Raw genomic sequence first — 17,335 nt, 5'->3', positions numbered from 1 at the left:
GTCCGCCGGGTCAACTTCGCGCCTGTTAGAATGCCGCCTCCCCGTGCCCGTCCTGCTGTCGAACTGGAGATCACCCCATGTCGTCCCCTTTGCCATCCCTCGCCTTTGCCGGTCTCGGCCTGATGGGGCTCCCCATGACGCGCCGCCTGCTCGCCGCGGGCTATCCGCTGGCCGTGTGGAACCGCTCCGCCGGCAAGCGTCAGCTGCTGGCCACCGAAGGCGCTACGGCCGTGGAAACACCCGCGCAGCTGTGTGCCAACGCCGAGGTGGTGATGCTCTGCCTGGCCGATACCGCCGCCGTGCGCGAAGTGGTGTTCGGCGCCGGCGGCATTGTCGAGAGCGCCCGCGCCGGCCAGGTGCTGGTGGACTTCTCCAGTCTCGAACCGGCCGCCACCCGCGAGATGGCCGCTGAGCTGGAAGCGCGCACCGGCATGCGCTGGGTCGATGCGCCGGTTTCCGGCGGCACGCCAGGCGCCGAGGCCGGCACCCTGGCGATCATGGCCGGCGGTCGCGTCGAGGATGTCGAGCGCGTGCGGCCGATCCTCGCCCACCTCGGCCAGCGCCTGACGCGCATGGGGGATGTAGGCGCCGGGCAGGTGACTAAGGTGTGCAACCAGATGATCGTCGCCTGCAATGCCCTGGTGATCGCCGAAGTGGTGGCGCTGGCGGAGCAGTCCGGCGTCGATGCCAGCCTGATCGCCCCAGCACTGGCCGGCGGTTTCGCCGATTCCAAGCCCCTGCAGATCCTTGCCCCGCAGATGGCCGAGAGCCGCTTCGAACCGGTGAAATGGCACGTGCGCACATTGCTCAAGGACCTGGATACCGCCGTCAGGCTTTCCCGCGAGGAAGGCTCGGCCACGCCCATGAGCGGCCTTGCCGCGCAGCTGATGCGCCTGCATGGCAGTCAGGGCAATCTCGAACGCGACCCGGCTACCCTGGTCGAGCAATACCGTCAGCCAAAGGAATTCCCCGCATGAAACTCTGCGCCAACCTGTCCCTGCTGTTCACCGAAGTCCCGCTGCTGCAGCGTATCGACGCCGCTGCCAAGGCCGGTTTCGAGGGCGTGGAGATCCAGTTTCCCTACGACGTCCCTGCACAGGACCTGAAAGCTGCACTGGACGAAGCCGGCCTGCCGCTGGTGCTGATCAACCTGCCGGCTGGTGACTTGATGCAGGGAGGTCCCGGCATCGCCGCCGTGCCGGAACGTGCGGCGGAGTTCGAAGCGGCGCTGGCCAAGGCGCTGGACTATGCGCGCATCGTCAAGCCGCAGCACATCAACGTGCTGGCCGGCCGGCTGGTCGAGGGGCAGGAGCGCGAGGTCGCGCTGCAGACCCTCGCCGAGCGCCTGCGCACCACCTGCGATGCCTTCGCCGGCAGCGGCACCGACGTGCTGATGGAAGCCATCAACTGCCACGACATGAAGGACTTCCTGCTCAACACCCCCGAGCACCTGCAGGACATGCTCGAACGCGTGGCGCGGGAAAACCTGCGCGCGCAGCTGGACCTCTACCACATGGCGCGCATGGGCCTGGAACTGGTCGATTGCATCTACGCGCTGATGGGGCAGATCGGCCACGTGCAGTTCGCCGACTACCCCGAGCGCGGCGAGCCGGGCTCGGGCGAGATGGAGTTCGCAGTACCGCTGCAGGTACTCGACGATGTCGGCTACGACGGCTGGCTGGGCGCCGAGTACCGCCCCACCGGCACCACCGCCGACTCCCTGCGCTGGCTGCCGCGCTGGCGCGCCGGCAAGTTCGACTTCTGAGCCTGGATCACGGGCCTCAGGCCTGGCTGCGCAGCAGCGCCGAGTCGCTGTCTTCGCGGTAGGCGTCGAGGAACTCCACCAGTGCGGAGAGGGGCAAGGGCCGGCTGAACAGGTAGCCCTGGGCGAGCTCGCAATGGTTGTCGCGCAGGAACGCCAGTTGTTGCGCGTGCTCCACGCCCTCGGCGATCACCTTAAGGTGCAGCTTCTGCGCCATGGCGATGATGGCCTGGGCGATCTCGCTGTCACGCCGTGATTGCGGCACGTCGCGGATGAAGGAACGGTCCACCTTCAGCGCATCCAGCGGCAGCTGGCGCAGGTAGGACAGTGACGAATAGCCGGTGCCGAAGTCGTCGATGGACAGGCTCACGCCCAGATCGCGCAGGCGATTGAGCAGCGGGATGGCCTGGCTGATGTTTGACATCACGGCGTTCTCGGTGACTTCCATCTCCAGATAATGCGCGGCGAGGCCGGTGTCGGCGAGGGTCTGCTGGACCTCATCGACCAGCCCCTCGCGGCCCAGGTTGCTGGCGCAGCAGTTCACCGCCACCCGCAGGTCCTTGTAGCCCAGGTCGTGCAGGCGGCGCAGGTCCTCGCAGGCGCGGCGCAGCACCCAGGCATCCAGCGCGCCGATCAGCCCGTTGGCAGTCGCCAGCCCGATGAAGCGATCCGGTGCCAGCAGGCCGTGGGTCGGGTGCTTCCAGCGCACCAGGGCTTCGAGCTGCTCCACTTCGCCGTGGTCGATGCGCAGGATGGGTTGGTAGTAGAGCACCAGTTCGTCGTCCCACAGTGCCTTGCGCAATTCCTCTTCCAGCTGAAGTTCCTGGGTCGCCTTGGTTTTCAGGTGCGGACTGAAGAAATGCGTGGCATTGCGGCCGTTGCCCTTGGACTGGTACAGCGCTAGGTCGGCGTGCTTGAGCAGTTCCTCGGGCTGCTCGCTGTCGTTGGGGAAGAGGCTGATACCGACGCTCATGGTCATCACCAGGCTGCGCCCGGCAATGCTGATCGGCTCCTTCATGCGTTGCATCAGACGCTGGGCGAGGATGCGCGCTTCGTGATCTTCGCCAAGGTCCGCGAGGATGCAGAACTCGTCGCCACCAAAGCGCGCCAGCAGGTCTGTGCTGCGCAGCGCGCTGCGGATGCGCTCGGAGACGATGCACAGCAGTTCATCGCCAGCGGCGTGGCCGAGGGAGTCGTTGACCCGCTTGAAGTGGTCCAGGTCCAGCAGGATGACTGCCATCCCCTGGGCCTTCTGCCGGTTGCGTTGCAGGCGGGCCTCGAACTCGTCATTGAGTGCATTGCGGTTATGCAGGCCGGTGAGGCCGTCGAAGCGCGCCAGTTTCTGCAGGGAGGCGTTGGCACTGTCCAACTGGTTGAGCAGTGCGTTGACCCGGCTCAGCTCGCTCACCTTGCTTTCCAGGCTGTCCTCGATCCAGGCCGCCCAGAGTCCGGCCAGCACCACGGCCAGCGCCAGCAGGCCGACCATCAGTCCGAGCTGGATGGCGTTGTTGCGCCCCAGGTCTGCTACCGGCGCTACCCAGCTGGGCAGGGTCAGGGTCAGTGCGGCCATGCCGGTGAAGTGCATGCTGGAGATGGCTCCGCCCAGCAGCAGGCTGGCGAGTATCTGGTAGATCCACTGGCGGCCTGCCGGCTGGCGATTGAGCACCGGCGCCAGTACCAGCGCGACGAAGGCCACCAGCACGGCCATCAGCACCGAGAGGGTGACCAGCAGCGGATCGTAGTGCTGCATCGGTGGTGACTCGATGGCGGCCATGCCGGTGTAGTGCATGCCGGCGATGCTGGCGCCGATGCAGCAGGCGGCCAGCAGATACTGCAGCGGGCTCAGCCCTGCGTGGGCGAGCAGGCGCATGGCAATTACGCAGATGGCGATGGCGATGAGCAGCGAAAGCAGCGTCAGGCCGCCGGAGAAATGCAGTGGCACCGAAGCGTGGAAGGCCAGCATGGAAACGAAGTGCATCGACCAGATGCCGCTGCCCAGACAGATGCCGCCGACCCATTGCCAGCGGTGTGCGTGTTGCGGAGCCCGGACCATCCTCGCCGTGATGTTCAACGCGACGAAGCTGGCGACGCAGGCAATCAGGATGGCCAGCAGGACCAGTCCGGGGTTGTGAGAACACTCCAGCAGCACAGCATCGGGTACGGCGTCCTGGTGCCAGTCCATGGGCGGGATGCTCCGGATGTCGGGGAGGAGGCAGATTGATATCACTTTGCTTCAAGTCTAGGAAGCCAGGATGACGCTGCAAGGAACTCGTTGAATTTTCGGTGTAATGCCGGAAGGTGCGCGACGTACGGTAGTACCAGGTGGTCTGCCTGTCCCGGATTCGACCACTGGCCGAAAGCTTGTAGCCAACTTGACACTTTTTTGACTAACTGCCCGCTAGAGTTGCGCCGCCGGCCGGCAGGGTCGGCCATCCCATTTCCTATCCGACTATCGATGTAAGGAGTGCGCTCGATGTCCGAGGGCAAGCGCCGCCTCTTCCCCCAGGTCAGTTCCGCGCGGCTGGTCCTGCTGTTCTCGCTGGCACTGGTGCTGTTCTACAACTTCGCCACCTGGCGGGCGCTGAACAGCCTGGTGCCCATGGAAGGCCTCTGGGGCGTGGCGTTCTTCGCCTCGTTCGGCTTCTTCCTGTGGGCGGCCTTCACCCTGCTGCTGACCCTGGTGTCTTTCCGCCCGCTGCTCAAGCCGGCATTGACCCTGGTGGCGCTGGTGTCGGCGGCCGCGGCGTACTTCATGAACTCCTACGGTGTCGTGATCGATACCGTGATGGTGCAGAACGTGGTCGAGACCAACCCCGGCGAAGCCGCTGCGTTGTTCAGTGCACGCATGTTCGGTTACCTGCTGGTGCTCGGCGTGCTCCCGGCGGCGATCATCTGGTTGACGCCGGTGCGCTACAGCCCGTTCTTCCGTGGCCTGCTGAACAAGGTGCTGGTGATCTTCGGCTGCCTGGTGGTGGTCGCCGTCTGCGTGGGGACGTTCTATTCCACCTACGCCCCGGTGTTCCGCCAGGAAGAGAAGCTGACCCACTTCATCAACCCGACCAACTACATCTACGCGGTGAGCAAGTTCACCAAGCAGCGCCTGGGCATCAAGGAAAACCTGGTGGTGCAGCCCATCGGCGAGGACGCAGTGATGCCGCGCAAGGTGAGTGCCGATGGCCGCAAGTCGCTGATGATCTTCGTAGTCGGTGAAACCGCCCGCGCGGACCACTTTTCCCTCAACGGCTACGCCCGCGACACCAACCCGGAACTGAAGAAACTCGACATCCTCAACTTCACCAACGTCAGCTCCTGCGGCACTTCTACCGCGGTGTCGGTGCCCTGCATGTTCTCCAGGTTCCCCCGCGAGGACTACAGCGACAAGAAGGGCAAGACCAACCAGGGCCTGCTGGACATCCTCCAGCGCGTCGGCGTGTCGGTGCTCTGGCTGGACAACAACAGCGACTGCAAGGGCACCTGCCTGCGCGTGCCCAATCGCGATATTCCGAAGGACCAGCCCGGCCCGTTCTGCGACGGCAAGAACTGCCTGGACGAAGCCCTGCTGCAGAACCTGCAGGCCTACATCGACGGCCTGAAGGACAACGCCATCATCGTCCTGCACGCCGACGGCAGCCACGGCCCGGAATACTACGAGCGCTATCCCAAGTCGCTGGAGCGCTTCACCCCGGTGTGCCGCACCAACCAGCTGGGCAGTTGCAGCAGCGAGGAGCTGGTGAACGTCTACGACAACACCATCCTCTACACCGACTTCTTCCTGTCCAGGGTGGTCGAGTTGCTCAAGCAGAACCAGGAGCGCTTCGACACCTCGATGGTCTATGTGTCGGACCACGGCGAGTCGCTGGGCGAGAATGGCGTCTACCTGCATGCCGCGCCCTATGCCATCGCCCCGAAGGCGCAGACCCACGTGCCCATGGTGATGTGGTTCGGCAGCGGTGCGCTGGGTGGCATGGGCGTGGATCGCGGTTGCCTGGAGAAGAAGGCCGACGGTGCCGAGCTGAGCCACGACAACCTGTTCCACTCGGTGCTCGGTCTCTACGGCGTGCACACCAGCCTGTACCAGCCGGACCTGGATATCTTCCACTCCTGCAAGCGCGACATGACTGCCGCGCAATGACTTGAGGGCCGGCCTGAACGGCGGCCATGAAAAAGGCCCTGGGGCGAGAACCGCAGGGCCTTTTGTCTTTGCGTGGGCTGTTACTTCTCGCGAACCAGCAGCACCGGGCGGTTGCTGACGCGCAGCAGGCCTTCGGCCACGCTGCCCAGCATCAGTCGGCGCACGCCACGGCGGCCGTGGGTGCCCATGACGATGATGTCGGCCTTGGAAGCTTCGGCCTCGACCTCGATGCGCTCGGCGATCTCTTCGCTGGCGCGTTCCTGGCAGACCCGCTCGAAGCTGGTTTTCACCGGGAACTCGGCGACCTTGTCCTTCGCCTTGGCGAGGATGTCATCGGCAGCCTTCAGCGCGGCTTCGCGCAGCGGCTCCGGGTTGTAGTACACGGCGTAGTCGGGCAGATGGCGCAGCGGGCTGTCGACGATGGTGATGACCCGCAGCTCGCCGCCGCTCAGCTGGGCCAGCTTGGCCGCTTCGACCAGGGCACGGTCGGAAACCGGGCTGCCGTCCACCGCTACCAGAATGCGCTCGTACATGATGTGTTCCCTCAATGAGTGGCTTGGTAAGGAAACTCTATCCCCCCATGGGTGAGATTCCCTTGCGCAGCGTCAATGGTAGTCGGTGTGTCCGATCGTGCCGGGAATAGAGCGGCGTAACGGGGTGTTTCGAAGTCGGCCGGCGCGCCGGCCAGGCATGAAAAAAGCCGCCACCGGTTGCCCGGTGGCGGCTTCTTCATGGCGCGATGGCGGGGATCAGCCTGCGACCAGTACGCGGATCGCTTCCAGGCGCAGGGAGGCCTTGTCCAGCAGCGCCAGGCTGTCGTCGCGCTGCTTGCGCAGGGCGTCCAGCTCGCTGTCGCGGACGCTGGGGTTGACGGCCTTGAGCGCGGTCAGGCGCGCCAGTTCCTCGTCCAGGGTCGCGGTCAGCTGCTGGCGGGCCGCTTCGACGCGCTCGGCATGGCGCGGGGTGATCTTGGTCTCGGCCTGGGCGAACTGCTTGGCGAGCACGTCACGCTGCGCCTGCACGAACTTGTTGGCGCTGGCGCGCGGCACGCTTTCCAGCTGGTCGTTCAGGGTCTCGAAGGACACACGCGAGGACAGGTCGTTGCCGTTGGCGTCCATCAGGCAGCGCAGCGCCACCGGCGGCAGGAAGCGGCCCAGCTGCAGCTTGCGCGGCGCCACGGCTTCGCTGACGAACAGGAGTTCCAGCAGCACGGTGCCGGGCTTGAGCGCCTTGTTCTTGATCAGCGCCACCGAGGTGTTGCCCAGCGAGCCGGACAGCACCAGGTCCATGCCGCCCTGCACCATGGGGTGCTCCCAGGTGAGGAACTGCATGTCTTCGCGGGCCAGGGCCTGGGCGCGGTCGTAGGTGACGGTCACGCCTTCGTCGTCGCCCAGTGGGAAGCTGGCGTCGAGCATCTTCTCGCTCGGGCGCAGGATCAGCGCGTTCTCGGAGTGGTCCTCGCTGTCGATGCCGTAGGTGTCGAACAGGCGCTCCATGTAGATCGGCAGGGCGAACTGGTCGTCCTGCTCCTCGATTTCTTCCACCAGCGCCTCGCCCTCGCCAGCGCCGCCGGAGTTCAGCTCCAGCAGGCGGTCGCGGCCGTTGTGCATTTCGGCTTCCAACGCTTCGCGGGCGGCGGTGCCTTCGGCCAGCAGGGCCTCGAAGGCGTCGTCGTCGCCGCCGTCCAGCAGTTCCACCAGACGCGGGCCGAAGCGATGCTGCAGGGCGTTGCCGGTGGGGCAGGTATTGAGGAAGGCGTTGAGTGCCTGGTGGTACCACTGGAACAGGCGTTCCTGCGGACTGTTCTCCAGGTGCGGCACGTGGATCTGGATGGTGTGCTTCTGGCCGATCCGGTCGAGGCGGCCGATGCGCTGCTCCAGCTGGTCCGGGTGGGCCGGCAGGTCGAACAGCACCAGGTGATGGGCGAACTGGAAGTTGCGGCCTTCGCTGCCGATTTCCGAACAGATCAGCACCTGAGCGCCGAATTCTTCATCGGCGAAGTAGGCGGCGGAGCGGTCGCGCTCGAGGATGCTCATGCCCTCGTGGAACGCGCTGGCCGGGATGCCGGACTTCACGCGCAGCGCGTCGCCCAGGTCCAGGGCGGTCTCGGCGTGGGCGCAGATCACCAGCACCTTGTACTGCTTGAGCATCTTCAGGGTGTCGATCAGCCAGTCGACGCGCGGGTCGAAGCGCCACCAGCGGGCGTTCTCGTCGCCGTCCTCGGCCTGGGCCTGGAAGCTGACTTCCGGGTAGAGGTCCGGGTGCTCGCCCAGCGGCAGTTCCATGTACTCGATCGGGTTGGTCAGCACGTAGGGATGCAGCTGGCGCTCCGGGAAGCCCTGCACGGCGGCGCGGGTGTTGCGGAACAGCACGCGGCCGGTGCCGTGGCGGTCGAGCAGCTCGCGTACCAGGCGGGCGCGGGCGTCTTCATTGCCGGCCTCGACGCTGGCCAGCAGCTCGTCGCCCGCGCTGCCGAGGAAGCCGTGGATGGCCTGGCGAGCGGCGGGGGAGAGGCTGCCCTGGTCCACCAGCTCCTGCACCGCTTCGGCGACCGGGCGGTACTGGGTGCTTTCGGTGCGGAAGGCTTCCAGGTCGTGGAAACGGTCCGGGTCGAGCAGGCGCAGACGGGCGAAGTGGCTGTCCAGGCCGAGCTGTTCCGGGGTCGCAGTGAGCAGCAGCACGCCGGGGATGACCTGGGACAGTTGCTCGACCAGCTGGTATTCGGGGCTGGCCTGTTCCGGATGCCACACGAGGTGGTGGGCTTCGTCGACCACCAGCAGGTCCCACTCGGCGGCGAACAGCGCGTCCTGGGCCTTCTCGTCCTCGCGCAGCCACTCCAGTGCCACCAGGGCCAGCTGGGTGTCTTCGAAGGGGTTGCTGGCATCGCTCTCGACGAAACGCTCGCGGTCGAACAGCGCGACTTCCAGGTTGAAGCGCCGACGCATTTCCACCAGCCACTGGTGCTGCAGGTTTTCCGGCACCAGGATCAGCACGCGGCTGGCGCGGCCGGAGAGCAGCTGGCGATGGATCACCAGGCCCGCTTCGATGGTCTTGCCCAGGCCCACTTCGTCGGCCAGCAGGACGCGCGGCGCCATGCGGTCGGCGACTTCACGGGCGATGTGCAGCTGGTGCGCGATGGGTTGCGCGCGGGCGCCACCCAAGCCCCAGAGGGAGGACTGCAGCAGACGGGTACGGTGTTCCAGGGTGTGGTAGCGCAGGCCGAACCAGGACATCGGGTCGATCTGCCCGGCGAACAGGCGGTCGCTGGCCAGGCGGAACTGGATGAAGTTCGACAGCTGGGTTTCCGGGACGGTGTGCTGCTCGTTCTGCGCGGTGATGCCGTGGTAGATCAGCAGGCCGTCGATCTCGTCCACTTCGCGGACGGTCATCTTCCAGCCTTCGAAATGGGTGATCTGATCGCCCGGGGCGAAGCGCACACGGGTCAGCGGCGCATTGCGCTCGGCGTACTGGCGGGTATCACCGGTGGCGGGATAGAGCACCGTGAGCATGCGGCCGTCCAGCGCCAGGATGGTCCCCAGGCCGAGTTCCGCTTCACTGTCGCTGATCCAGCGTTGACCGGGTTGATACTGCGCCATGGACACCTCCCAAAAAAAGCCGGCTATGGTACCGGAACGCGCAGCGTTCAGCGATGGCCGTCGGCACCTCCGGTCGCCCGAATCATCGGCAAGAGCAGTTGGAGGCGCGCACTCATCACGAATCGTGGAAAGTGTAGCGAGGCGCACTCAAGTCTGTGGCGCTCCGGCCGATAGCCTGACCAGAGGACTTGTCAGCGCACTTCTCCACAGGGCTTGCCCCCAGGAACCATCGATGCTGCCGCCCATTCCCCATAGTCTGGCACCCGTCACTGCCCAGCAGGACGTGCCCAAGCCGCGACCGGATGTCGCTCCGGTGACGCCGCCTGCACCCAGCGCGGGTAATGCCGGCGTGGAGCTGGAGCGTCGCCCTGACGAGCAGGCGCTGCGCGAGGAATACCAGCGCCGGCGCAAGCGTCGCCAGCTCGCTGACGGTACACCCGAGGGCGAGGCGCTGGAGGAACTGGAGGAAGTCGAGGAACTGGGCGAAGACGTGCAGGCCGCCCAGCGCAAGGGGCTGTGGATCGATGTCGAGGTCTGACGCGGCGGGGGAGTAGACTGGCCCCATTGCTGAGTACCTGAGCTTTCCATGCTGTTCGACGACGCCCCGATCCTTCTCCCCGATGCCGAGCTGCGCCTGGTCCCCGACTGGTGCCCGCCGTCGCGCGCGGCCCAGTGGCTGGAGCAATTGCTCGAACAGACGCCCTGGGAACAGACCATCGTGCACCTGCACGGGCGCGATTACCCGGTGCCGCGCCTGGTCAACTGGTACGGCGATCCCGAGGCTTTCTATACCTATTCCGGCCAGACCCACGCGCCGCTGCCCTGGACGCCGCTGCTGGCGGAAATCCGCTCGGCGGTGGAACAGGCCGCCGGCCAGCGTTTCAACGGCGTGCTGCTCAACTACTACCGCGATGGCCAGGACTCCATGGGCTGGCACAGCGACGACGAGCCGGAACTGGGGCGCAACCCGGTGGTGGCCTCGCTGAACCTTGGCGGTACGCGGCGCTTCGATCTGCGGCGCAAGGGGCGAAACACAATCGAACACTCCATCGAGTTGTCCGGCGGATCGCTGCTGGTCATGTCTGGCGCGACACAGCATTATTGGCAACATCAGGTTGCCAAGACGCGCCGTCCGGTTGCTCCGCGCCTGAATCTGACTTTCCGCCTGGTGCACGCCCTGCCATGAGCAACGACGACAAGCTGATCGACTTCACCGCCGAGCGCGACAAGCGCATCCACGACGTGCACGAAAAGCGTCTGCAGGACGTGCGCAAGGCCTTCGAGCAGGCGCTGCCGCTGGGCAAGCCGCGCAAGAAGGGCAAGAGCAAGCCCAAGAAACGCTGATTTACCCCCTCCCAGGGCCGCAAGACCCCGCTCTGCGCGGCTTCCCGCCGCACCCGACACCCTCCGGAACTTGACCTGCGTCAGTGCTCCGGCCCTCCCCGGAAAGCGCCTGGTCGACCATTGATCCAGGTCAATTGGTCCCGCCCGGCCGCCGGTAATCTGCACACATCCCCAGACGATGTAGGCAACAGGAGGCCAGCATCATGTTCATCGACGAAGTGGTTCTCGCAGGCGTCCTTACCGTTGGCCTCATGGTTCTGTTCTTCGGTGGGGTCGGAATTTTCATCTGGAAGGACAGCCACAAGAAGGGCTGATCCTTACGGATACACAGAGCACGCAAGGCACTTCGGGCGACTTAGGTCGCCCGTTTTTTTTGCCTCGACGAAAGTCGGGATGACATATTGTTAGCCTGCTAATAATATTATCGACAACGATTCCGTCATCCCCGTTGCCGGCTATCTTTAAGCGATAGATCCGGACCCTTTCGAGAGACCGCGTGCGACCTACGCTACAGGCATTCCTCGCGCCGGATACGCTGGCGCTGAAATTCGCGATCAAGACCCTCCTGGCCGGCGGCCTGGCGCTCTGGTGCGCCTTCCGTTTCGACCTGGAGCAGCCGCAGTGGGCGCTGATGACGGTGTTCATCGTGTCCCAGCCGTTGTCGGGGATGGTCGTGGCCAAGGGCATCTTCCGGCTGATCGGGACCCTGATCGGCACGGTCATGTCGGTGGTGATGCTCGCGCTGTTCGCCCAGACGCCCTGGCTGTTCCTGCTGGCCATCTCGCTTTGGCTCGGCCTCTGTACCGCCGCTTCCACTTCCCTGCGCAACCACGTCTCTTACGCGTTCGTGCTATCGGGCTATACCGTGGCGATCATCGGTCTGCCGGCAATCAGTCACCCGCTGGATGTCTTCGACCAGGCTGTGGCGCGCAGTACGGAAATCTGCCTGGGGATTCTCTGCGCTTCGGCGGTCAGCGCCATCCTCTGGCCGCGCCGCGTCGAGGCCAACCTGGACAAGCAGGCCCACGCCACCTGGCTCACCGGCATGCAGGCCGCGCGCAGTGAGATCGATGCCGACGCGCGGCAGATAAAGGGACTGCTGCAGGCGCTGGGCAAGATCGTCGAAGTCGATGTGCAGCGTGACCACGCCTGGTTCGAGGGCTACCGCGGGCGGATGCGTTCGCGTGCGCTGCGGATTCTTTCCCGCGACCTGCTCAGCCTGCTGCGCACCGCACGCGGTGTGGCCCGCCAGCGCAGCGTGCTGGATGCCGAGGACCGCGCGCGCCTGCAACCCTGGTTCGAGGAGCTGCGCGCTACCCTGGAGGACCCGCAAGTCGAAGCCATGCGCTCGCTGCAGGAGCGGTTGCAGGAGGCCGGCCTGAATGAAAGCTACTCCAACGACCTGCGCTACTGCCTGACCCGCTGCGCGCTGCTGCTGCTCAAGGCGCTGAACTCGGAGAAGACTATGCGCGCGGTGGCGGACGGGCGGGTGGACGATGTCGCCACCGGCACCCTGTCCTGGCACCGCGACTGGCTCATGGCGCTGTTCTATGGCCTGCGCAGCGCGCTGGCGCTGCTGGGAATGTCGGCCTTCTGGATGGCCACCGCCTGGCCGGCGGCTACCGGCGGCATGTTGCTCGCGGCGGTAATCTGCAGCCTGTTCGCCAACCGCGACAACGCCGTCACCATCGGCCTGGGCTTCCTGCGCGGCATCCTCTACGCGATTCCGGCGGCCGCCATCGTCAGCCAATGGCTGCTGCCACAGTGGAACGGTTTCCCGCTGCTCTGCCTGGCGCTGGGCGTGCCGCTGTTCTTCGCCCTGCTGGGCATGGCCACGCCGGCGCTGGCGGGTACGGCGACGTCCTTCTCGATCCACTTCATCACCCTGGTGGCGCCGAGCAACGTGATGAAGTACGACCTGGCCAACCTGCTCAATTCGGCGCAGGGCATCGTCATCGGCGTCGGCTTCGCCGTGCTGGTGTTCCGCCTGCTCACGCTGCCGGCGGACTGGCTCAACCGGCGGCTGATCCAGGCCACCTGCGAAGACCTCGGACGCCTGACCCGGCGGCCGCTGGCCGAAGCCGAGAGCTGGTTCGGCGGGCGCATGGCCGACCGCCTGATCCGCCTGGCGCGGCACTACACCCTGTTGCCGAAGGAGGAGCAGCGGCGCTGGCAGGATGGTCTGTTGGCGCTGGACCTGGGCAACGAGCTGATCCATCTGCGTTCCTGCCTCAGCGGCGCCCAGGGGCAGTTGCGCAAGCGGCGCGACCAGTTCCTCGGCGCGCTGGGCAGCGTGCTGGAAAAAGGCCCCGGAGGCGGGCGCGAGCAGCGCCTGGAAAGCCTCTGCCCGCCTCTGGAAGAAGCCCTCGCGCACGATCTGCAGGGCGACAACGAACCCAACCGCCTGGCCCGTGCCGCGCTGGCGCAATTGCGCCATACCTGGCGCCAGTGGTGCCGTCTGGAGGACGCCAATGGGACTGCATGAGTTCGGCTGGGGCGGAGTGTTCCTGAGCCCGCTGTTCATCTATGCGGTGCTTGCCCTGGGCCTGACGGTCGTATTGCGCCTGCTGCTGCAGGCCACCCCCTTCGGGCGCTGGATCTGGCACGAGGCGCTGTTCGACTGCGCGTTGTTCGTGCTGATTCTCTGCGCCATCACCTGGGCGCTCAGCGCAGCGCCTTGAGAGGAGAAGCTGTATGCGCGGATACCTTCGCGTAACCGTCACCATCGTCCTGGTCATTGCCGCCGTCCTGGCCGGTACCTGGCTGTGGCGCTACTACATGCTGTCGCCCTGGACCCGAGATGCGCGCGTGCGTGCCGACGTGGTGGTGATAGCTCCGGACGTTTCCGGCTGGGTCACCGACCTCGCCGTGCAGGACAACCAGCAGGTCAAGGCTGGCGACCTGATCATGCGCATTGACCACGAGCGCTACGCGGCGAACCTGGAGCAGGCCAAGGCCCTGGCCGAGACCCGGCACCAGCAGTACCTGCTGCGCGTGAGCGAGGCTTCGCGGCGCAGCAAGCTGGGCATCGCGGCGATCAGCGCGGAGGACAAGGAAACCGCGCAGATCAATGCTTCCATCGCCAAGAGCGAATACGACGAGGCACAGGCCCAGGTGCGCCTGGCACAACTGAACCTGACTCGCAGCGAGATGCGCGCCCCGCGCGACGGGCAGATCACCAACCTGCGGCTGGCCCAGGGCAACTATGTGCAGGCCGGCCAGGCGATGATGGCGCTGGTGGATCAGAAGTCCTTCTATGTCACCGCCTACTTCGAGGAAACCAAGTTGCCCGGCATTCGCATCGGCCAGCCGGCGCGAGTGGTGCTGATGAGCGGCGACATCGCCATCGAAGGCACGGTGGAAAGCATCAGCAGCGGCATCACCGACCGCAACGCGATCCCCGACAGCCAGCTGCTGGCCAACGTCGAACCGACCTTCAACTGGGTGCGCCTGGCCCAGCGCATCCCGGTGCGTATCCACCTCGACAAGGTGCCCGAGGGCGTACATCTGAGCGCCGGCATGACCGCCAGCGTCACCGTAAAACCGTGAGCGGGGCGTCTGCCCGCTCGCGCTGCAGCCAGCAGGACAAGGACGCGCAGAAGATCGACGCGGTGACCAGCGAGACGCCCACCCAGGGCGTCCAGGCGATGCCGGCCAGGCTGATCACCGCACCGCCCAGCGCTGCGCCGAGGGCCACGCCCAGGTGCATGGCCGAGGTGTTCAGCGCCACCCCGGCGCTGCCGCTGACCGGGTCGCTGGCCAGCAGGTAGCTCTGCACCGCCGGCGAGATCATCCAGCTGATGGTGCTCCAGACCATCAGCGCACCGAGCAGCAGCCACGGGTTGCCGAGGCTCAGCGGGATTGCCAGCATCGCCAGGGCGAACAGCGCCGGCACCACCAGCAGCGCGCGGCGATGGCCGAGGTGGTCGCTCAGCCAGCCGCCCAGGTAGCCGCCACCGATGGCCGCCAGGCCGATCAGCAGCAGGGTGAGCGCGATGCCCTGGCTGTCGGTGATCCCGGCGACCTGCTGGAACCACGGGGTGATGTAGGCGAACAGGGTGAAGTGCCCGCCCAGCAGCAGGATCGACACCAGTTGTGCCAGGTTCAGCGCCGGGTTGCGCAGCTGGCGCTGGTAGGCCGCGCCATTGGCCGGGCTATCCAGCGAGCGGCGGGGCAGGGCGATCCGCAGCAGCGCGGCCAGCGGCAGCGAGTAGAGGGCAATGGCGGCGAAGATCCAGCGCCAGCCGAACCCGTCATTGACCAGCACGCCGGCCGGTACGCCGAACACCAGCGAGCCGCTGATGCCCATGAAGATCAGGCCGATGGCGCGCCCGCGCTGGGCCGGCGGCGCCAGCTCCACCGCCAGCAGGCTGGCCTGCATGATCAGCAGCCCGCAGCAGGCGGCCATGCCGATGCGCATCAGCAGCAGCGAAACGTAGCCGGGACTCAGCGCAGCGCCCGCGTTGAACGCGGCGAATACCAGCAGGGTGATGACCAGCAGCCGGCGGCAGTCGGCGCCACGGGTGAGCCAGCCGAGCAAGGGCGCGGCGATGGCGAAGCTCAGGGAGAACAGGCTGGTGAGCTGCCCGGCGAGACTGAGGGAGACGTGCAGATCGGCGGCGAGCGAGGGCAGGATGCCGGTGAGGATGGCCTCGGCGAGGCCCGCGGCGAAGGTGCAGAAGGACAGCAACAGCAGTCGAAGGTCCATGGCGGCTCCGATTCCCGGTGAGGGGTTTCGGGCACGAAGCCTTCGGTTATCCCAAATGGATGTGGTGTGACGGGGGCAGGGTAGTCGAGGGAGAAACTGTATACAAGTTTCCGGGGCCGGACGGCCGGCCCCGGAACGCGCCTCAGCCGATGGTGATCGGCGGCAGGGCGGGCAGTTCGATGTTGAGCTTCTCGGTCGGCGCCATGACTTCGGCCTCGCCTTTGACCACGGCCTTGCCGTCCTGATTGAGCACGGTGGTGCTGATGCGCACGCGGTTCTTCGGCAGTTTCTCCAGCACTTCCAGCTCTACTGTCAGTTCGTCGCCGAGCTTCACCGGGCGGGTGAAGCTCAAGTTCTGGCCGAGGTAGATGGTGCCCGGGCCGGGCAGGGTGGTGGCTATCGCTGCGCTGATCAGCGCGCCGGTGAGCATGCCGTGGGCGATGCGCTCCTTGAACTGGGTGGTGGCGGCGTACTCGGCGTCCAGGTGTACCGGGTTGCGGTCGCCGGAGACCTCGGCGAACAACTGGATGTCACGCTCGGTGACGCTGCGCTGGAAGTTGGCCTTCTGGCCGACTTCGAGTTCTTCGTAAGGGACGTTCTGCACGGAAGTCATAGGGGCTCCTCGGTTCTCTCGACCTGCGGGACGGGGCAGTGCGCCGCCAGCCAGTCGATCAGGTTGCGGGTGACCTCGTCGCGGTTGCTCTCGTTGAACAACTCGTGGCGAGCGTCGGGATAAATCTTCAGTTGGACGTCACGAACCCCGGCCCGGGTCATCGCCTGGGCAAGATCGTTCAGGCGCTTGCCCTGGCTCACGGGGTCGCGCTCACCGCCGATCACCATCACCGGCAGGTCGCTGCGGATGCGCGACAGGTGCTCGACGGGCGTTATATCCGCCAGACCGCCGAGCAGGTCCACCCATAGCTGGTTGCTGCAGCGGAAGCCGCAGAGCGGATCGGCGACGTATTTGTCGGCTTCAACGGGGTCTCGGCTGAGCCAGTCAAAGGCGGTGCGGTTGGGTTTGAAGGCCTTGTTGAACGAGCCGAAGGACAGGAAGTCGATCACCGCGCTGCGCCCCAGCGGGCCCTGGCGCCAGCGCTCGAAGCGGGCGATCACGCGGGCGCTGTTGTACAGCGCCACCGGCTGGTAGTTGGAGCCGGACAGCACCGCCGCCTTCACGCTGGCGCTGTGCTGCATCAGGTAGGCGCTGCCGATGTAGCTGCCCATGCTGTGGCCGAGCAGGATGATCGGCAGGTCCGGGTGTTCCTCGCGCACATGCTGATTCAGGGTATGCAGGTCGCCGATCACCTTGCCCCAGCCCCCACGGTCGGCGTAGTGGCCTAGCTCGCCGTTCTCGGCGGTGCGGCCGTGGCCGCGCTGGTCGATGGCGTAGAGGTGGTAGCCGGCTGCGTTCAGCGCAAGCCCCAGGCGCTCGTAGCGGCCGGCGTGCTCGGCCATGCCGTGGGACAGCATCAGGGCGCCGCGGGACGGGCCTTCCGGCGCCCAGTGGCGGGTGTAGAGCGGTGTCTCGTCGCTGGCGGCAAGCCAGTAGGCGGCGTAGGGCATGGGGTCCATCCTGTTTCTTGTTCGTCGATTCTTATTGGAATGGGGCCATGGAGCGGGCCAGACGGGGCGATTCTGCCACGCCGGGACATCTCCTGTATGGATTGCCGACAGCACACGGCCGTTGTCGTGTAAGTCCCGTCCTAGGCGGCCGTCGGCTCTATCCCGCGCCATGCCGGGATGGTGGCGCAAGATTCACGCAGTCTATGACGCCGCCTGGAGTCTTTGCGATG

At 66.2% G+C, this 17,335-nt stretch carries 16 protein-coding genes; 10 read left to right on the top strand and 6 right to left on the bottom strand.

Annotated elements, in window-relative coordinates; genetic code table 11:
• Positions 1–77 precede the first annotated feature (77 nt).
• Both IB275_RS23530 and IB275_RS23525 read left to right on the top strand, forming a co-directional pair.
• On the top strand, positions 78–977 hold the full coding sequence (locus IB275_RS23530; protein ID WP_192291488.1) for an NAD(P)-dependent oxidoreductase: 900 nt from the start codon (positions 78–80) through the stop codon (positions 975–977).
• Complete coding sequence (locus tag IB275_RS23525; protein ID WP_192291486.1) at positions 974–1,765, top strand: hydroxypyruvate isomerase family protein; 792 nt, start codon at positions 974–976, stop codon at positions 1,763–1,765. The genes IB275_RS23530 and IB275_RS23525 overlap by 4 nt, the downstream gene beginning before the upstream one ends.
• A gap of 16 nt (positions 1,766–1,781) precedes the next feature.
• Here the strand turns inward: IB275_RS23525 and IB275_RS23520 are convergent, their stop codons facing one another.
• On the bottom strand, positions 1,782–3,944 hold the full coding sequence (locus IB275_RS23520) for a putative bifunctional diguanylate cyclase/phosphodiesterase (RefSeq protein WP_192291484.1): 2,163 nt from the start codon (positions 3,942–3,944) through the stop codon (positions 1,782–1,784).
• Between the two features lie 291 nt (positions 3,945–4,235).
• On the opposite strand from IB275_RS23520, the gene IB275_RS23515 reads away from it, so the two are divergent.
• Complete coding sequence (locus tag IB275_RS23515) at positions 4,236–5,894, top strand: phosphoethanolamine transferase (protein ID WP_192291482.1); 1,659 nt, start codon at positions 4,236–4,238, stop codon at positions 5,892–5,894.
• A gap of 80 nt (positions 5,895–5,974) precedes the next feature.
• On the opposite strand, the gene uspN is transcribed toward IB275_RS23515, so the two are convergent.
• The gene (gene uspN / locus IB275_RS23510) at positions 5,975–6,427 is read right to left on the bottom strand and encodes a universal stress protein UspN (RefSeq protein ID WP_081515874.1); all 453 of its coding nucleotides are present in this window, start codon (positions 6,425–6,427) and stop codon (positions 5,975–5,977) included.
• A 216-nt stretch (positions 6,428–6,643) separates the two neighbouring features.
• A complete protein-coding gene (gene rapA / locus IB275_RS23505) occupies positions 6,644–9,496 on the bottom strand; it encodes an RNA polymerase-associated protein RapA (protein WP_192291480.1) in 2,853 nt (950 codons plus the stop codon).
• A gap of 226 nt (positions 9,497–9,722) precedes the next feature.
• Between rapA and IB275_RS23500 the strand changes: the two genes are divergently transcribed.
• The 7 genes from IB275_RS23500 to IB275_RS23470 all read left to right on the top strand — a co-directional run bounded on the left by IB275_RS23500 (position 9,723) and on the right by IB275_RS23470 (position 14,383).
• Entirely contained in the window at positions 9,723–10,028 is a 306-nt protein-coding gene (locus tag IB275_RS23500; protein ID WP_081515872.1) for an aspartate-semialdehyde dehydrogenase, read from the top strand.
• A gap of 48 nt (positions 10,029–10,076) precedes the next feature.
• Positions 10,077–10,676 (top strand): alpha-ketoglutarate-dependent dioxygenase AlkB family protein, encoded by a 600-nt coding sequence (locus IB275_RS23495; protein WP_192291478.1) that lies wholly within the window; start codon positions 10,077–10,079, stop codon positions 10,674–10,676.
• The gene (locus IB275_RS23490; RefSeq protein WP_088419735.1) at positions 10,673–10,834 is read left to right on the top strand and encodes a hypothetical protein; all 162 of its coding nucleotides are present in this window, start codon (positions 10,673–10,675) and stop codon (positions 10,832–10,834) included. Before IB275_RS23495 ends, IB275_RS23490 begins: the two co-directional genes overlap by 4 nt.
• Before the next feature lie 203 nt (positions 10,835–11,037).
• On the top strand, positions 11,038–11,148 hold the full coding sequence (gene ccoM, locus IB275_RS23485) for a cytochrome c oxidase subunit CcoM (protein ID WP_277873429.1): 111 nt from the start codon (positions 11,038–11,040) through the stop codon (positions 11,146–11,148).
• A gap of 182 nt (positions 11,149–11,330) precedes the next feature.
• Entirely contained in the window at positions 11,331–13,319 is a 1,989-nt protein-coding gene (locus tag IB275_RS23480; RefSeq protein ID WP_192291476.1) for an FUSC family protein, read from the top strand.
• Positions 13,306–13,515 (top strand): DUF1656 domain-containing protein, encoded by a 210-nt coding sequence (locus IB275_RS23475; RefSeq protein WP_037010214.1) that lies wholly within the window; start codon positions 13,306–13,308, stop codon positions 13,513–13,515. Before IB275_RS23480 ends, IB275_RS23475 begins: the two co-directional genes overlap by 14 nt.
• 13 nt (positions 13,516–13,528) lie before the next feature.
• Positions 13,529–14,383, top strand: a complete 855-nt coding sequence (locus IB275_RS23470) for an efflux RND transporter periplasmic adaptor subunit (protein WP_192291474.1) — start codon at positions 13,529–13,531, stop codon at positions 14,381–14,383.
• On the opposite strand, the gene IB275_RS23465 is transcribed toward IB275_RS23470, so the two are convergent.
• The 3 genes from IB275_RS23465 to IB275_RS23455 form a co-directional block, all read right to left on the bottom strand.
• Positions 14,367–15,542: an MFS transporter gene (locus IB275_RS23465; RefSeq protein WP_192291472.1), complete on the bottom strand. Its 1,176-nt coding sequence runs from the start codon at positions 15,540–15,542 to the stop codon at positions 14,367–14,369. The genes IB275_RS23470 and IB275_RS23465 overlap by 17 nt on opposite strands.
• Before the next feature lie 142 nt (positions 15,543–15,684).
• Positions 15,685–16,155: a MaoC family dehydratase gene (locus IB275_RS23460; protein ID WP_138215376.1), complete on the bottom strand. Its 471-nt coding sequence runs from the start codon at positions 16,153–16,155 to the stop codon at positions 15,685–15,687.
• Entirely contained in the window at positions 16,152–17,105 is a 954-nt protein-coding gene (locus IB275_RS23455) for an alpha/beta hydrolase (RefSeq protein WP_192291470.1), read from the bottom strand. Before IB275_RS23455 ends, IB275_RS23460 begins: the two co-directional genes overlap by 4 nt.
• Between the last annotated feature and the right edge of the window lie 230 nt (positions 17,106–17,335).

It is taken from the genome of Pseudomonas sp. PDM21, assembly GCF_014852505.2.
GTDB lineage: Bacteria > Pseudomonadota > Gammaproteobacteria > Pseudomonadales > Pseudomonadaceae > Pseudomonas.
The sequence above is the reverse complement of the archived record's forward strand: the minus strand, read 5'-3'. Positions and strand labels throughout refer to the sequence as shown.

Bases quoted from the DNA above. Each gene is read 5' to 3' on its own strand.
- IB275_RS23475 (WP_037010214.1), top strand. From the start codon at position 13,306: ATGGGACTGCATGAGTTCGGCTGGGGCGGAGTGTTCCTGAGCCCGCTG.
- IB275_RS23525 (WP_192291486.1), top strand. From the start codon at position 974: ATGAAACTCTGCGCCAACCTGTCCCTGCTGTTCACCGAAGTCCCGCTG.
- IB275_RS23530 (WP_192291488.1), top strand. From the start codon at position 78: ATGTCGTCCCCTTTGCCATCCCTCGCCTTTGCCGGTCTCGGCCTGATG.
- IB275_RS23465 (WP_192291472.1), bottom strand. From the start codon at position 15,542: ATGGACCTTCGACTGCTGTTGCTGTCCTTCTGCACCTTCGCCGCGGGC.
- IB275_RS23495 (WP_192291478.1), top strand. From the start codon at position 10,077: ATGCTGTTCGACGACGCCCCGATCCTTCTCCCCGATGCCGAGCTGCGC.
- IB275_RS23490 (WP_088419735.1), top strand. From the start codon at position 10,673: ATGAGCAACGACGACAAGCTGATCGACTTCACCGCCGAGCGCGACAAG.
- uspN (WP_081515874.1), bottom strand. From the start codon at position 6,427: ATGTACGAGCGCATTCTGGTAGCGGTGGACGGCAGCCCGGTTTCCGAC.
- IB275_RS23470 (WP_192291474.1), top strand. From the start codon at position 13,529: ATGCGCGGATACCTTCGCGTAACCGTCACCATCGTCCTGGTCATTGCC.
- IB275_RS23460 (WP_138215376.1), bottom strand. From the start codon at position 16,155: ATGACTTCCGTGCAGAACGTCCCTTACGAAGAACTCGAAGTCGGCCAG.
- IB275_RS23455 (WP_192291470.1), bottom strand. From the start codon at position 17,105: ATGCCCTACGCCGCCTACTGGCTTGCCGCCAGCGACGAGACACCGCTC.
- ccoM (WP_277873429.1), top strand. From the start codon at position 11,038: ATGTTCATCGACGAAGTGGTTCTCGCAGGCGTCCTTACCGTTGGCCTC.
- IB275_RS23500 (WP_081515872.1), top strand. From the start codon at position 9,723: ATGCTGCCGCCCATTCCCCATAGTCTGGCACCCGTCACTGCCCAGCAG.
- IB275_RS23515 (WP_192291482.1), top strand. From the start codon at position 4,236: ATGTCCGAGGGCAAGCGCCGCCTCTTCCCCCAGGTCAGTTCCGCGCGG.
- IB275_RS23520 (WP_192291484.1), bottom strand. From the start codon at position 3,944: ATGGACTGGCACCAGGACGCCGTACCCGATGCTGTGCTGCTGGAGTGT.